The organism is Candidatus Palauibacter australiensis (assembly GCA_026705295.1).
Lineage (GTDB): Bacteria > Gemmatimonadota > Gemmatimonadetes > Palauibacterales > Palauibacteraceae > Palauibacter > Palauibacter australiensis.
On record JAPPBA010000156.1, the window covers coordinates 1 to 14496 of the forward strand.

Consider the following 14496-nt stretch of genomic DNA (forward strand, 5'->3'; position numbering starts at 1 on the left):
GCCGCCAGCGGACGGTGGGGTGGCGGCTGCGCAAGGCGCTCGACGTCAGGGACGGGGGCTGCCGCTTCCCGGGCTGCGGCTCGCGCCATACGCAGGCACATCACGCCATCCCCTGGTCCGAGGGAGGCGAGACGAAGCTCGACAACCTGATCCTCCTGTGCCGGTTCCATCACAGGGCCGTGCACGAGGGCGGCTGGCGGGTCGAGATGGGGGAGGCGGGCGCAGCGCGCTTCCGCGATCCGAAGGGGCGTGTGGTGCCGGCGGTGCCTCCGGTACATGAGGATGTCACGGCGCCCCGAACCGCCGATGCGGGGCTCCGGAACTGGCACCGGCAGGAGGAGATCGACCCCTGGACGGCGACCAGCCTCTGGATGGGCGACCCCCTGGATCTCGACTGGGCCCTCTGGGTCCTCTGGGCGCAGTACGACACCAGGCCGCTGGCGGCGTGAGGGTCGCCAACTAGTCCGGTCGCCTCAGGGACACGTGCAGGTGGTCGGCCGTGCCCACGTGGCGGAGCGTGTGGAAGCCCATGGCCCGGAACGCGAGTGCGGCCGCGAAGTTCCGCCATTCGGGCCGGTCGATCGTGCGAAGGTCCAACGCATGGACGAACCCGTCGGCCTGACGGAAGTGCAGGGAGGACTCGTTGGCCGGAAGCCCCGCGCGGGCGTAGAACTCGGGCGTGCGCGCCGCGTCCGTGATCACGGCGTCGGCGTCGACCAGGACGAAGACCGACACGGCCATCCGCAGCAGGGGATGAAGACCCAGGTATTCGGCCCGCACCTCTTCCGACTTCACGTTGCCGCCGGCGATGACCACGAGCGAGTAGAGCACGAACGCAGCGGCCGCGAGCGCCGCGACCCGAGTCATGAACTTCCTGAGCCGCTTCCCCGCCCCCAGGCGCCGACTCGCGAGCCACGCATAGAACGCCAGAAGCAGCGCGGTGGCAGCCGCCGACACGGCCAGCGAGGACCATGCACCGAGCCCCCACTGCTGGTACGCGAAGACGCCCCCGCGGACGAGGAGGATAAAGGGAAACACCGCCAGCGGGACCGCCGTCACGCCCCACCGCACGACCCTGCGAACCCACCGTCGCCGCCGCCTCCCGACGCGCCGATCCGCCGCACCCGTCCCGGCCGAAACCTCGCTGCCCGGAACCTCGCTGCCCGGCACCTCGACCGTCAGCCCGCTCGCGGGTCCTCCAATGCCCCTGCCCATGCCCCCTGCCTACGCCTCTGGGTGCGACACCCGCACCAGATAGCAGCTGCTTGATGCCTGCCAGTCATCGATTCGTATCGACAAGCTGTCGAGCAGGTGGGCGATGGCCGACTTGTCGCGGTACGGTTGGGTCTCGGGCGCCGCTTCGATGAAAGCGTCGGGGTCCCCGGACTGAGCGATCAGCCGCCGCATCGCGAGGGCGGCTGCGCGTTCCTGTTTCGTCGATCCAAGGCCCGTGCCGATGCACAACAGGACGGCTTGGAACGTGCTGATCCCGGCCATCTTCGCCACCCATGCCACCATCTCACCCAAGCCGAGGCGATGCAGCGTCAATGCCGACCGCATGTGCAGTGTGTCCTCGCGCAGGAGTCCAAGCGAGGTCAGGAAGCGCTCTTGGGCCGCACTGAATCTGTAGAACGCGACGAAGACGTTGCCCGTCCCGGAAACGATCCGGTTCGCTTCGCGCATGACCGTCTCGATGTCCTGCAAATCGGCCATGAAGTCGATGACACCGGTCGCGAAGATGACCGTTTCATAGGACCCATCGACGAACGGCAGCGACGTCGCATTCGCGCGAACAAGGGTCAAGCCTCTTCGCGACCTGGCGTATTCCAGCATCCTGGCGCTCAGATCGATGCCGTCGCAATGCAGCCCGCGACGCCGCAGCTCCTCGACAATCAGCCCTTGCCCGGCACCGATGATCAGGACCGGTTGGCGAATGTCGTCGATAATCCGACCCACGCTCGACACGTCCAGGTAGTTGTTTTCGACGCGCCAATGATGCGGCGCCAGCGTGTCCCAGTAGTTGGACACGTTGCGCGGGGCCGATTCCGATGGTTGAGTGCGTCGACGCACGCGTCTTCGGCTTCCCTGCGACGAAAAACATCCTGCCCTCATGCGGAGCGCCCTCCGCGACGAGTTCGTTCCCATCGACAGACTGCAGTTCTTCGAATCCGACCTTTCGCAGCCGTTCCCTGATCTCATCTTCTTCGTACCAGCGCTGAGTCAGAGAGAAATCGATCCGCTCCCAGCCTGAACCCTTCGGTTCGAGCAGCGTGACGTCGAGTCTTCCGGTTTTCTCGTTCGCATCATGCGAAGATCGACCCGCGCAGACGTGATCCTCCTCCACATATGCGAACGAACCACGCCATCGGGACCGGTAACCTTCTTCCATGTTGAGGTCGAACAGGAAGTAGCCACCGTCTTCGAGGACGGCGAAGACACCTTCAAATACCTGTTCCAACTCGCCCAGACTCATCACGTGGTTCAGGCTGTCAAAGGTCGAGAAGACCGCCGAAAACCTGCGGGGCAAAGCGATGTTCCGGGCGTCCTGGACGACGAATTCCACGTCCGGAGCGTTCTTCCTCGCGATCTCGACCATCGCTTCCGAGCCATCCAGGCCCGTCGTGAGAAAGCCCTGCCGCGAAAGCTCGGCGGCAAGCTGTCCGGTACCGCAGCAGAGATCCAGGACGGCGCATCCGGGTGGAAGTTTCCCCAGGACCAGATCGTCGAGGATCGGGTACACGTTCGTCGCGAAGAAACCCCAATGCCGATCGTAGATGCGCGCAAAGGGGTCGTATGCGTCGTAGCGGCTCATTACCTCTTTCAGCGCCTGGCCTTGGCACGGCAACCGTCCCTTCGAGACGATTACGGACGGCTTTGCGGCCTTGTGTCACGCCACGAGGTTCCGGAACACCTTCCCTCGGTCCGGCAGGTCGTGGTGGAACGGTGGTATCTGGTCGATCGGACGTGCGCACCTTAGAAGATGTGACATGAACGCTTTCTCCGCTGTCCCGTTCACGCTGAAGCGCAGCTCCGACCTCTGGGATGCGCGGGGTGGCTACGAGTCGACGACCGAGACCGCCCACGGCCTCGTGCGTCTGGAGGCGGACCAGCTGGTCATTCAGTGGCGGCTCGCCGTGCAGACCGAGAAGATGGGCGACACCTGGGAGACGAGTGAGACGATCGAGCCCGTGAAGGAGATCGTGATCCCGCTGGCCAAGGTGGCGGGCGCGGCGGTGCCTCCTCGCCGCTGGTGGCACATCGTGCCCCCCAAGCTCGTGATCGCGGCTTCGGACCTGCTGGCGTTCGAGACGATCGCGGGCGAGCAGGGGCTCAAGCTGAAGCACCCCGCCAAGCTGGTGCTGCGGATCAAGCGCGCGGATCGTCTCATTGCCGAGGAGTTCGCCGCGGAACTGTCGCTGGCCGTGGCGCGCCTGCCGACCGACCCTGCCGGAAGCGAACGACTGGCCCCTCCGGCCCGCCACGCCGTCGCCCCGGGCGAAGCCGATCTTCCCGCCGAATCCCGGCGTTAGTAGCACGCGTCCCCCGCCGCTGTTCGAAGCAGAAACGCAGGTTTGCGGGTGAGAGGCCGGTGGCCTAGCGTCGTGGGGGACGGTTTTTCGGTCTTGTTCGGGCAGCGCGGGAGATTGCATGTCTACGTTCGTGATGGTTCGCCGTGTCCAGTCAACGGACACCCAGGCGTGCGGACCTTTCGCAGCACTTCCTTCGGAGCAGGTCGCTTGCGGCTAGCCTGATCGCTCAGGCACCCGTCACACGAAACGATCTGGTCGTCGAGGTCGGGCCGGGCCGCGGCATCCTCACTCGAGAGCTGGCGCGTCGATGCCGTGAGGTCGTCGCGGTGGAGTTCGATGGGGCGCTGGCCGAGGCGCTTCGCACCCGCTTCCGGGGTGACGACCGCGTCACGATCGTCCGGTCCGACTTCCTGCGTTTTCGGCTGCCCGACGTTCCCTACAAGGTCCTGGGAAACATCCCGTTCAACCGCACGGCCGCCATCGTCCGGCGGCTCGTGCAGGCCGATTCGCCGCCGCACGACGCCTGGCTCGTGGTCCAGCGCGAAGCGGCCGAGCGGTTTGCCGGCCGTCCCTGTTCCCGGGAGACGCTGTCCTCGCTACTGCTCAAGCCGTGGTGGCAAATCGAGATCGCGCGCCGCCTCCGCCGTACCGACTTCGATCCCCCTCCGGGCGTCGACGCCGTCGTGCTCTGGCTCGCCCGCCGCACAAGACCGCTCGTGGGCCGTTCCCAGGCGGCGGACTACCGGCGCTTCATCCGGAGTTGCTTCGGCCGCGACGGCGGCTCGATCCGGCGGTGCCTGCGCCCCGAATTCACGCAAACGCAGATCCACCGGCTGGGTCGGGATCTCCGGTTCGATCCCTCCGGACCGCCCCGCGACCTCACCTTCGACCACTGGCTTGCACTGTTCCGGTTCCGGAAGCTGACGCGGTCGTAAGCGCCGATGGGGAAACAGGAGAGCAGCCGCGATCCGGATACGTTGACGGGTATACAGTAATACAGCTATCATGGCAGGCATGAAGGCGACCATCGATATCCCGGATGACCTGTATCGGCAGGTCAAATCGGAGGCAGCCCTGCGGGGCCTCACGATTCGCGAAGTCACGACGCAACTCTATCGGTACTGGCTGAGCGAGGACGAAGGTGAAGAGACCCGCGAGGCCCCCGAGGCATGGCTGCGCTCCTGGCTCGCTGCCGCCGATGAAGCGGTCAGGCGTGCGCCCGCGGGCCGTTCGGCGAGGGAAGAGTTGGCCGCCGACCGCAACCGGTTAGGAGCCGAGTGACGACGCTGGTCATTGACGCGAGCGTGTGGGTCTCGGCTGCAGACGCGACCGATGGATTGTCGGAGTCGAGCCGAGCCTTTCTCTCCCTGGTCGTGGATCGAGAGCTCCCGATTTCTCTTCCGGAGCTGGCAAAGTTGGAGATCGCCTGTGCGCTCGCCCGGAGGCTGCGCGATGCCCAGCGCGGCCGGCGCCTGGCTGATCGAATGTTGGGCTCTCCGCTGGTCACCGTGTACCCATTGAACCGGACCATGCTGCGGCACGCCCTCACGGTGGGCACCCGGGGTTTTCTGCGCTCCGGTGACGCTCCCTACGCAGCCCTGGCCGACTGGCTGCGTGCCGAGGTCGTGTCGTGGGATGGCGAGCTGATCAGGCGGGCCGGGGCTTCCACTCCGACCGATTGGATCGAGCGGAACGAGTAGAGGACGGAACCTCTCTCGACCCACACACTGTCGAGGATGCCAGGCATCGCTGGCCGGACGCACGACCATGTAGCTTGCATTCCGGCTTCCAGTGATTTTCAGGAGTGCGCGATGAATTGGACCCTCGCCTCCCGTTTCCGGACGCTTGCGACGCTCGCCGCGCTTGGCGGTCTCGCGTTCGTCCTCCCGTCCTCCGCTTCCTCCCAGGAGCGGCCGCTCGTCACGCCGGACGACTATGGCCGCTGGGAGCGGCTCGGCGGGGTCGAGGTCTCGCCGCTCGGTGACTGGATCGCCTACGAGGTCACGCGGGTGGACGAGACGTCGGAACTCCGTGTGCGCAGGATCGAGGAGGACTCGGCTCGGGTCTTTCCGTGGGGTGCGGATCCGCGGTTCTCCCCCGACGGGCGCTGGCTGGCCTGGGCCATCGGGCTGCCGCCGGAGGAACGGGAGCGGCTTGCGGAGAGCGACGAGCCCGTCCGCGAGAAAGCCTCTGTGATGGATCTGGAAACCGGGGAAATCCGCGAGTTCGACGCGGTCTCCGAGGGGCACTTCGACGCCTCCGGGCGGTACGTGGCGCTGCGGGGCTATTCGCCGGACGAGCCCGCGGGCAAGGGCGCCGACCTCCGCATCGTCACGCTGGCGACGGGGACGGAGACCTCCTTCGGGAACGTGAGCGAGATGGCCTGGAGTCCGGGCGGATCCCTGCTGGCGCTCGCCATCGCGACGGGCGCCGATGTGGGCAACGGCGTGCAGGTGTATGACGCCGATGCCGGGATCCTGCGCTCGGCCGACGCTTCCGGTTCCGCCTACCGCAGCCTCCGCTGGCGCGACGACTCGGCGGACCTGGCCGCTCTCCGCTCCCGGGAAGCCGCTTCCGCCGACGGCGCCGCCTACGACGTCCTGGCGTGGCGCGGCCTGGACCGTGGGGTCGAGACGATGGTCCTCGGCGCCGACGCGGCCGGCATCCCGGACACGCTCGAGGCGGTCCGGCGCCGCGCCCCCGCCTGGTCGGACGACGGCCGCATGATCTCCCTCGGGCTCCGCCCGATCGAGCCGGAAGCGGAGGACGACGAGCCGGAGAGCGAGGACGCCCCGGCCGCCGACGCCGAGCCCGACCTTCCCGGCCTGCAGATCTGGCACACGCGCGATGTCCGCCTCTTCCCGGAGCAGCGGGTCTCGGAGAACCGCGACGCCGCGCGCTCGCTGCTCGCGGTCTGGCACCTCGAGGACGACCGCGTGGTCGTCCTCGGGTCCGACCTCATGGGCGGGGCTCAACTCCTGGAAGGCTGGGAGTACGCGCTGGAGGACAGCAGCGATCCCTACCCCTGGGGCGCGAAGTTCGGCCGTCCGTACCACGACGTGTGGGCGACCGACGCGGACACGGGCGAGCGCCGCCGACTCCTGACCCGCGTGCGCTACGAGTGGCCGAGCGCAGGCGGCGACTGGCTGCTCTCGTGGGACGGCTCCGCCTACCACAGCCTCCACATCGCCACGGGCGAACGGCATGACCTGACATCGGCCCTGGCCGCCGAGTTCGCGGACACCGGCTACGATACGCCCACCGACGTCACCCCTCCGCACAATTTCGGTCCCGGCGGCTGGCTCGACGGGGACGGCGCGGTCCTCCTCTACGACGAGCACGACATGTGGCGCGTCGCGCCCGACGGCTCGGGAGGCGAGCGGCTGACGCGCGGCGCCGAGACGGGGATCGTCCACCGGCTGACCCGCGTCACCGATGACGACGAGCCCGGCATCGACCCGGACTCGCGCCCTTACCTGTCCCTCTACAACCCGAAGACGGAGCAGCGCGGCTACGCCCGCCTGGCCGGCGGCTGGGCCAACGCGCCGGATGGGGATCTGGCCGTGACCCTGATGCTGGAGGAGGCGCGCCTGGCCGGGCTCACCCGCGCCGACAGCGCCGACGTCCTGCTCTACCGCTCCGAGCGCTTCGATGACCCGCCGGACTACTTCGTCGCGGGCCCCGACCTCGCCGACCCCGCCCGGGTGACCGCGATCAACCCCTTCATCGATGAAGTGGCGTGGGGCCGGGCGGAACTCGTCGACTTCACGAGCGAGTCGGGCCGCGACCTCCAGTTCGTCCTCCTCCTCCCCGCGAACCACGAAGACGGCCGCGCGGTCCCCACGATCGTGTACACGTACGAGGTCCTCTCGCCGCAGATGCACCTGTTCGAGGTCCCCAGCGAGCGCGACTACTACAACTACACGGCCTGGACCCAGCACGGGTACGCGGTGCTCCTGCCGGACATCGTGTACCGGGCGCGGGATCCGGGCGTGAGCGCGTTGGAGTCCGTGCGCGCGGCGGTGGCGAAGGCGGTCGAGATGGGGGTCACGGACCCGGACGCGGTCGGCCTCATCGGGCACTCGTGGGGCGGCTACCAGGCGACCTTCCTGCCCACGCGCACCGACATCTTCGCGGCGTCCGTGGCGGGCGCGCCGCTCACCGACTTCGTCAGCTTCATGGGCCAGCTCCACTGGAACCCGGGCATCGCCGAAGTGAGCCACTGGGAGACCGGCCAGGCCCGCATGGAGGTGCCGTTCTGGGAGGACCCCGAGGCGCACCGGCGGAATTCGCCCATCCACGAGGTGCAGAACATGGAGACGCCGCTGCTGATGGCGTTCGGCGACGAGGACGGCGTGGTGGACTGGGACCAGGGGACCGAGTTCTTCAACTTCGCCCGCCGCGCCGAGAAGCAGATGGTGCTCCTGGTCTATGAGGGGGAGGACCACGGTTTCCGGGAGGAGGCGAACCAGAAGGACTACCACCGGCGCATCCTCGAGTGGTTCGGGCACTACCTCAAGGGCGAGCCTGCCCCCGCGTGGATCACGGAAGGCGTGGCGCTCGACGCGCTGGAGGAGGAGAAGAAGCGCGTGGCCGGGAAACCGTGACGCCGTGACGCCCGCAGGCGCGCGTACCTGCCCGAACTGCGGGCGCGACCGGCCCGAGAGCTTCTGCGCCCACTGTGGCCAGAGCGACCGGGACTACGCCCGCGCGCTCCGCTCCGTGGCCGGCGAGTTCGTGCGCGAGACGTTCGAGGTGGACTCCCGCCTCTTCCGCACGTTGAAGCTCCTCATGTTCCGCCCCGGAAGCCTCACCCGCGAGTTCTCCCGCAACCGCCGCGCCGGCTTCGTGTCGCCGGTCAGGCTCTACATCTTCGCCAGCTTCATCTTCTTCCTCCTCCTGTCGCTGCTGGGGAACCTCGGCGAAGAGCTCGAGATTGTCGAGGAGGATCGGATAATCGCGACCGAGGAGGATCAGGCGGACGCGGGCGAGGAGGACCAGGCGGACGCGACCGCCCAGCTCGCGACGGAAGAGCAGCTCGCGGCCTTCAGGGCGGCGCTATCCCCGGAACAACGGAGGAAGGCCGACGACATTCTCGCCCGGCCGGCCGGCAGTTCCCGGCAGGCTCTTCTTGCCTTGGCCCAGGCGGGGAACCTCGAGGAGCGGCACTGGACCCTGAGGTTCTTCGTGCTGGCGGTGCTCGACATCGTTCACGATCCCTCGATCATGCCCCGGCGTTTCCTCGCGAACATGCCGATCGCGATGTTCTGCCTGCTTCCGTTCCTCGGGCTGATCCTCGCCGTCTTCCATTTTCGGAAGAAGCGTTTCTACGTAGAGCACCTGGTCTTTGCCATCCATGTCCAGACGTTCACGTTTCTCGTCTACGCGGTCGCGCTTCTGCTCCCCGAATCGGGGCCGGGGCTCTGGGTCCGCGTGGGGTGTCTGCTGGTTCCGTACCCCTACTTCGTCATCGCCCTCCGACGCTACTACGACAACGGCTGGGTTCTGTCGGTGGCGAAGTCGGTCGGCGTGTACGTGCTCTACTCGATGGCGCTGATCCCCGCGTCCCTTCTCTCCATCCTTGTGACCGGCTAGCGCAGCGGGCTCTGGCCACGGCCTGCCGGGACGGCTTCGGCGGTGTAGGCGGCCGCTAGGCCGGGCCGAGTAGTTCGAGGGCCGTGAGCGCGAGCGCCTGCGTGCACGCGACGAGGTCGTCGATCGCGCAGGACTCGTCCGGCTGGTGGGCCTCCTCGAGAGGGCCGGGGCCGTACGCCACGCAGTGCTCGATGCCGGCGATGCGGGCGAAGTGCTTCTGGTCGTAGGTGCCGGGGCTCGCGACGAGTTCCGGGGGGTGGCCGACGGCCGTCTCCACCGCGCGGGAGAGGGCCGCCACGAGCGGCGAACCGGGCGGTGCGGAAGTCGGGTGCACGACCATGCGCTCCTCTATGGTGAAACGGCGGTCCGGGTCGTCGGCTTCCACCGACGCGACGAGGCGCTCGATCTCGGCGCGCACCTCCTCGAAGGACTCCTCGGGGATGAAGCGGCGGTCGAAGGTGGCGACGCAACGGTCGGCTACGCAGGGCGACTGGGTCGCTTCGCCGGCCTGGCCGCCGGTGATCGCGTTGACGTTCAGAGAGGGACGCCGGGAGGGTTCCGGCACGACGGGCAGCGCGGAAAGCCGCCCGGCGAGTTCGGGGGCGAGCCGGGTGCGGAAGGCCTCCAGCAGGGCGCCCATGTCGTCGATGGCGCTGCGGCCGAGGTGGCTCATGCTGCCGTGGGCCGCGTGGCCGTGCGCGATGACGTCGAACCAGTAGACGCCCCGGTGCCCCAGGCACACGCGGGCGGGTCCGAACGGCTCCGGGATGATCGCGTAACGGGTGTCGTCGCTCGAGATGATCCCCGCCTCGCACAGGTGCGCGACCCCGGCGAAGCCGCCGCTCTCCTCGTCGACGGTGGCGCTGATGTCCACGGCGCCGGCGAGTTCGACTCCAGCCCGCCGCAGCGCCTCAACCGCGAACACCGCGGCGGCGATCCCGGACTTCATGTCCGACGCCCCCCGCCCGTAGATGCGCCCTTCGCGCACCACGCCCGCGAACGGGTCGACCGTCCACTCCTCGCCCGGCGGGACCACGTCGAAGTGGCCGTTCAGGTGGAGCCGCGGGTGTCCCGGATCGGCGTCCCCCCGCCCCACCACGTTCACCCGCGGGTGATCCGCGGTGTGCTCCGGGCGCCCCTCCGCCTCCACGTACTCGACCGCCAGGCCCGCCGTCTCCAGCCGCCGGCCGATGAACTCGGCGCACTCCCGGTAGCACTCCCCAGGCGGATTCACCGTGGGGATCCGGATCATCTCCGCCGTGAAGGCCACGATCTCGTCGCGCGCGGTCTCCACTTCGGCGAGGACGCGGTCCTCCCGGCGAAGGCCGGTCGGCGGGGTTGCGTGGGGCATGCGGGTCTCCGGTTCCGAGGACGCGCGGGCCGAGTTGCCCGGCGTGTGCGGCCCCCACATTGTGTCGCGCCCTGTGTCACACGAAACCCTGCACACCAAACGACACCCCTCCCAGAGAATCCCATGACCAACATGTTCAGCCTCGAAGGACGCACGGCCGCCGTTGTCGGGGGCGGCTCCGGGATCGGCGAAGCCGTCGCGATCGGGTGCGCCGAGGCGGGCGCGCACGTGGCCTGCCTCGACATCGACACGGAAGCCGCCGCCGACACCGCGGCGACCATCCGCGCGGCCGGTGGCAAGGCAGTCTCCCACCCCCTCGACATCCTGGACGGCGCGGTCGTCGCTGGCGTGTTCGAGGGGATCGCGGCGGCCCGCGGGTCCCTGGACGTCGTCGTCTGCACCCCCGGCGTGAACGTGCGCAAGCCGCTCCTCGACTACACGGACGAGGAGATCGACCGCGTCCTGGGCCTCAACCTCAAGGGCGGCGCGCACGTCATCCAGTCCGCGGGACGGATCATGATCGCACAGGGATCGGGGTCCATCATCCTCTTCAGTTCGATCCGGTCGGTGGTGGTCGAGCCGGGGCAGAGCATGTACGCCGCCACCAAGGCGGGGATCGTGCAGATGGTGCGCACCGCCGCGGCCGAACTCGGGCCCCGCGGGGTGCGGGTGAACGCGGTGGCGCCGGGCGTCATCGACACGCCGCTCACCGCCCCGATCAAGGACAAACCCGATTGGTACGGCGCCTACGCCGCGCGCAACATCATGAACCGCTGGGGCAGCGCCGCGGAGATGGCCGGCCCGACCGTCTTCCTCGCCTCCGACGCCGCCAGCTACGTCACCGGCACCGTCCTGTTCGCCGACGGCGGCTGGACCGCCATCGACGGGAGGTACACGCCCCCCGCAGGTTGACTTCGAACCCCTGATCTCCGGCAGTCGATCGCGCGACACCTTCTTCCGGGAGAAAGCACATGGACCACGCCAATCCGGCGACCGGCGAAGCGAAGGGCCCCCACGCCGGCTTCCAGGACCCGACCATGCTCGCGAAGTGGACAAAGGCCTTTCTATACGCAGGCGTCGCGTTGGCGATCGTGTCGGCATGGGAGGTGGCCGGCGAACTGGAACTGTACGGAGGGGCGGGATCGCAGGACGGCTGGACGCCCCTCACCGCCCTCTTGCTCCTGGCACGAATCGCGCTCGCGCTCGGCACGCCCATCCTCGTGCTCATGTGGATCTATCGCGCCAACTACAACGCCAGGCAGTTGGGCGCGGCCGACATGCGCTTCACGCCGGGATGGGCCGTCGGCTGGTACTTCGTCCCGATCGGGTGGTTCTGGATGCCGTATCTGGCGATGAGGGAGATCTGGCGCGCCTCCGTTAACCCCTCCGACTGGAGGGCGGAGCCGGTGTCGCCCCTGCTGCGCTGGTGGTGGGGCCTGTGGATCGTGACGGCCTGGGGCCTGGACAGCGTGGATCTGGTGGCGAGCTTCCGTCTGGACGAGGCCGGCTTCGAGACCGTGGATGCGGCCACGAATCTGGTTGGGCACGCGCTGGACATTCCGCGGGCGTTCGTCCTCGTGGCCATCATCGCAGCCGTCAGCCAACTCCAGACCGCACACCACCGCCGCCAAAGCGAGCCTTGACCACGGGTTGGACGTGGCGGGGGAGCCGAACCACCGCCGCGTCCCGTCCAGGGCCGCGAGTACGCTGGCCCAAATCAGTGACTCCGCGCCCGGCGGACCGCCGCCGTCACTCCCACCAGCCCGAGGCCGATCCAGAACGCGGACGACGCCAGCCACATCTCCATGCTCGGCAGGAGCATCCACCCCTCGATCCACCCGGTTGGGAGCTGCACTCCTCTGTTGAATGAATCTCCACCGGCGTACCAGGTAACGAGTTCGGCGCTCCGCTGAATCCAGCCGATGTCCCGGATTTCGGCTACGCCTAGCGCACCCGCGCCCGCAACCCACAGCCCGGCGACCCAGAACAGCGGGCGCGCCGTCGCGAGGAACAGAGTGCTAACCAACAGATAGGCGGCACTCGCCGAGGTGAACGGGAGTGCCCACTCCCACCACGGAGTGGTCCAGCGCACCGATTCCGTGGCGTCGGGCGCGCCCGCAGCGGCTCCCACCGGGTCGAGGACGAGCACGCGAACGTCGTCGACACCCAGAGTCCCGCCGCTCACCAGCACCGTGAACGTGACCCACGCGAGGGCCGCGCCAAGGATCGCCAGGAGCCAGACCCAGCCGGCCGCGACCTTCAGGAGCGCGTGCTTTCGATGGTCGACCGGCAGTGACCACAGCAGAGTGTCACCGAACCGCCGCTCCCCTTTCCACACAACGAACGGAAGGAGCAGGGCGGCGAGCACGGCGATGAAGCCCCATGGGGGCTCTCCGGGATCGAAGACGAACTCGCTCACCCCGCCTTCATCGACGATGGCCTGCAGGATCGGAATTCTGCTGACGGCGATCACGACCAGCGAACCGATCGCCAGCACCACGCCCGCCAGAGCGCCCTCGCGGCGGATGGCCAGCCCGACCACGCGAAGCTGCTCCATCCAAACCGTCTTCATCGCGGGCACGCGACCGGCCGTTGAGTCCGTCATGATCCCTCCCTTCCCGAGAGTAATGCCACCGCGGCTTCGTCCACCGATACGGGAGCGATCTCACGAACCGCCGCACCGGCCCGTCACAGGCCGCGCGTCACGGCCTCGCGGTCGCCCCAGACTGTCCATTCGATCGCGCGGTCCGAGCCGCTGCGCCTGACCACCGTGCCGCTCAACTCCCCGGGCCCCATCCAGCCTTCGGGAACATCCGCCCAGTAGCGCAACAGGCCGCCGTGCAGCTCGTCGCGCGGCAGTTGGCCGAGGAGCCGTCCCTTCGAGAGCAGGCCCACGTGATCCACCAACCGCTCCACCTCGTAGACCCGATGCGTGGAGATCACGATCGTCGTCGGGGAGTCGGCAAGGTGTTCGCTCATGATGCTCAGCGTCTCGTCGCGCACCACGTGATCCAGGCCGTCCGTCGGCTCGTCGAGCAGGAGCAGCGACGGCCGGTGCGCCAACGCGGCAACGAGTTGCACCCGTCGGCTTTGGCCCTTGGACAGCGTATGGCACTTCTGTCCCGGATCGATGTCGTACCTCGCTCTCAGTTGACGGGCGTACTCGGCGTCCCAGGACGGGTGGTAGGCGGCATGGTGCTCGAGCCACCGGCCCACCGTCATCCAGGCGTAGCCGACCCGGTGATCCTCTGGCACGTAGCCGATGCGGGCTCGCACCTCCGCGCCGCGGTCGACCGGATCCCGGCCCAGGACGTCGACCGTCCCGGCCTGGTATCGCGTGAGACCCATGAGGGTCCGAATCAGCGTGCTCTTCCCCGCGCCGTTGGGGCCCACCAGCACGTACACGGCCCCTTCCGGGACCTGGAGATCCAGGCCGTCCAGAGCCCGCACGGAGCCGAACCGCTTGGCCAAGCTTCGCGTCGCGACCGCGAACGGGCCGCTGCCGAGGCTAATGGGAAGCGCCGCCATCGCTCTATCCGTCATCGTCCGTCCTCCTTGCCTCTATCTCCATGAGCACCTCCGCCTTCCACCTCCCGCAACGCCGTCAGCAGATCAGTGAGCGCAAGTCCGTTCCGCGAGGCGTCGGCCAGGGCCCTCCTCGCCACCTCCCGCGCAAGGCGCGGCCGTTCCTTCTCCTTCGGCCGCACCCCCGGCGCCACGAAGGTTCCCTTCCCGTGGCGGACCCGCACCACGCCGTCGCGCTCGAGCTCGGCATAGGCCTGTGATACGGTTCGCGGATTGACGCGGAGGCTCGAGGAGAGGTCGCGCACCGATGGGAGCGGGTCCTCGGGACGCAGGCTTCCTCGAACGAGACTGCTACGCACCGCGTCCATGATCTGGACGTACAGCGGTCGGCCATCGGAGCGGCTGAGTCGGATTTTCATGGCGTCTCAACTGTTGTGGTCTTATACAACACATGCAACAGTATGGAGCGCGGCGGAGGGAGTCAAGTGTTCATCA

General features: G+C 68.4%; 16 protein-coding genes. 10 read left to right on the forward strand and 6 right to left on the reverse strand.

All coding sequences use genetic code 11. From position 1 onward, the window contains the following. The coding region (locus OXN85_13090) for an HNH endonuclease signature motif containing protein (GenBank protein ID MCY3600895.1) at positions 1–449 on the forward strand (449 nt) is incomplete at its 5' end. Positions 450–459: 10 nt separating this feature from the next. Here the strand turns inward: OXN85_13090 and OXN85_13095 are convergent. Continuing rightward, a complete protein-coding gene (locus tag OXN85_13095; GenBank protein ID MCY3600896.1) occupies positions 460–1215 on the reverse strand; it encodes a hypothetical protein in 756 nt (251 codons plus the stop codon). Positions 1216–1224: 9 nt separating this feature from the next. Further along, the gene (locus OXN85_13100) at positions 1225–2028 is read right to left on the reverse strand and encodes a class I SAM-dependent methyltransferase (protein ID MCY3600897.1); all 804 of its coding nucleotides are present in this window, start codon (positions 2026–2028) and stop codon (positions 1225–1227) included. Positions 2029–2329: 301 nt separating this feature from the next. Between OXN85_13100 and OXN85_13105 the strand changes: the two genes are divergently transcribed. From OXN85_13105 to OXN85_13135, 7 genes are all read left to right on the forward strand, one after another. After that, positions 2330–2977: a hypothetical protein gene (locus OXN85_13105; GenBank protein ID MCY3600898.1), complete on the forward strand. Its 648-nt coding sequence runs from the start codon at positions 2330–2332 to the stop codon at positions 2975–2977. Positions 2978–2987: 10 nt separating this feature from the next. Further along, positions 2988–3530, forward strand: a complete 543-nt coding sequence (locus OXN85_13110; GenBank protein ID MCY3600899.1) for a hypothetical protein — start codon at positions 2988–2990, stop codon at positions 3528–3530. Positions 3531–3673: 143 nt separating this feature from the next. Further along, on the forward strand, positions 3674–4465 hold the full coding sequence (gene erm, locus OXN85_13115; GenBank protein MCY3600900.1) for a 23S ribosomal RNA methyltransferase Erm: 792 nt from the start codon (positions 3674–3676) through the stop codon (positions 4463–4465). A 70-nt stretch (positions 4466–4535) separates the two neighbouring features. After that, entirely contained in the window at positions 4536–4811 is a 276-nt protein-coding gene (locus tag OXN85_13120; protein MCY3600901.1) for a hypothetical protein, read from the forward strand. Continuing rightward, positions 4808–5230: a PIN domain-containing protein gene (locus OXN85_13125; GenBank protein ID MCY3600902.1), complete on the forward strand. Its 423-nt coding sequence runs from the start codon at positions 4808–4810 to the stop codon at positions 5228–5230. The genes OXN85_13120 and OXN85_13125 overlap by 4 nt, the downstream gene beginning before the upstream one ends. 111 nt (positions 5231–5341) lie before the next feature. Continuing rightward, on the forward strand, positions 5342–8137 hold the full coding sequence (locus OXN85_13130) for a prolyl oligopeptidase family serine peptidase (GenBank protein ID MCY3600903.1): 2796 nt from the start codon (positions 5342–5344) through the stop codon (positions 8135–8137). Positions 8138–8141: 4 nt separating this feature from the next. Further along, positions 8142–9125 carry a DUF3667 domain-containing protein gene (locus OXN85_13135; GenBank protein MCY3600904.1) on the forward strand — a complete coding sequence of 328 codons (984 nt, stop codon included), beginning with the start codon at positions 8142–8144 and terminating at the stop codon, positions 9123–9125. Between the two features lie 55 nt (positions 9126–9180). On the opposite strand, the gene OXN85_13140 is transcribed toward OXN85_13135, so the two are convergent. Further along, a complete protein-coding gene (locus tag OXN85_13140; GenBank protein ID MCY3600905.1) occupies positions 9181–10476 on the reverse strand; it encodes an acetylornithine deacetylase/succinyl-diaminopimelate desuccinylase family protein in 1296 nt (431 codons plus the stop codon). Positions 10477–10599: 123 nt separating this feature from the next. Between OXN85_13140 and OXN85_13145 the strand changes: the two genes are divergently transcribed. Then, complete coding sequence (locus OXN85_13145; protein MCY3600906.1) at positions 10600–11388, forward strand: SDR family NAD(P)-dependent oxidoreductase; 789 nt, start codon at positions 10600–10602, stop codon at positions 11386–11388. 59 nt (positions 11389–11447) lie between these two features. Then, positions 11448–12119 (forward strand): DUF4328 domain-containing protein, encoded by a 672-nt coding sequence (locus OXN85_13150; GenBank protein ID MCY3600907.1) that lies wholly within the window; start codon positions 11448–11450, stop codon positions 12117–12119. A gap of 74 nt (positions 12120–12193) precedes the next feature. Here the strand turns inward: OXN85_13150 and OXN85_13155 are convergent, their stop codons facing one another. The 3 genes from OXN85_13155 to OXN85_13165 form a co-directional block, all read right to left on the reverse strand. After that, positions 12194–13081 carry a hypothetical protein gene (locus OXN85_13155; GenBank protein ID MCY3600908.1) on the reverse strand — a complete coding sequence of 296 codons (888 nt, stop codon included), beginning with the start codon at positions 13079–13081 and terminating at the stop codon, positions 12194–12196. A gap of 83 nt (positions 13082–13164) precedes the next feature. Next, entirely contained in the window at positions 13165–14019 is an 855-nt protein-coding gene (locus OXN85_13160) for an ABC transporter ATP-binding protein (protein MCY3600909.1), read from the reverse strand. Continuing rightward, positions 14016–14420, reverse strand: a complete 405-nt coding sequence (locus OXN85_13165; GenBank protein ID MCY3600910.1) for a GntR family transcriptional regulator — start codon at positions 14418–14420, stop codon at positions 14016–14018. Before OXN85_13165 ends, OXN85_13160 begins: the two co-directional genes overlap by 4 nt. Positions 14421–14496 lie beyond the last annotated feature (76 nt).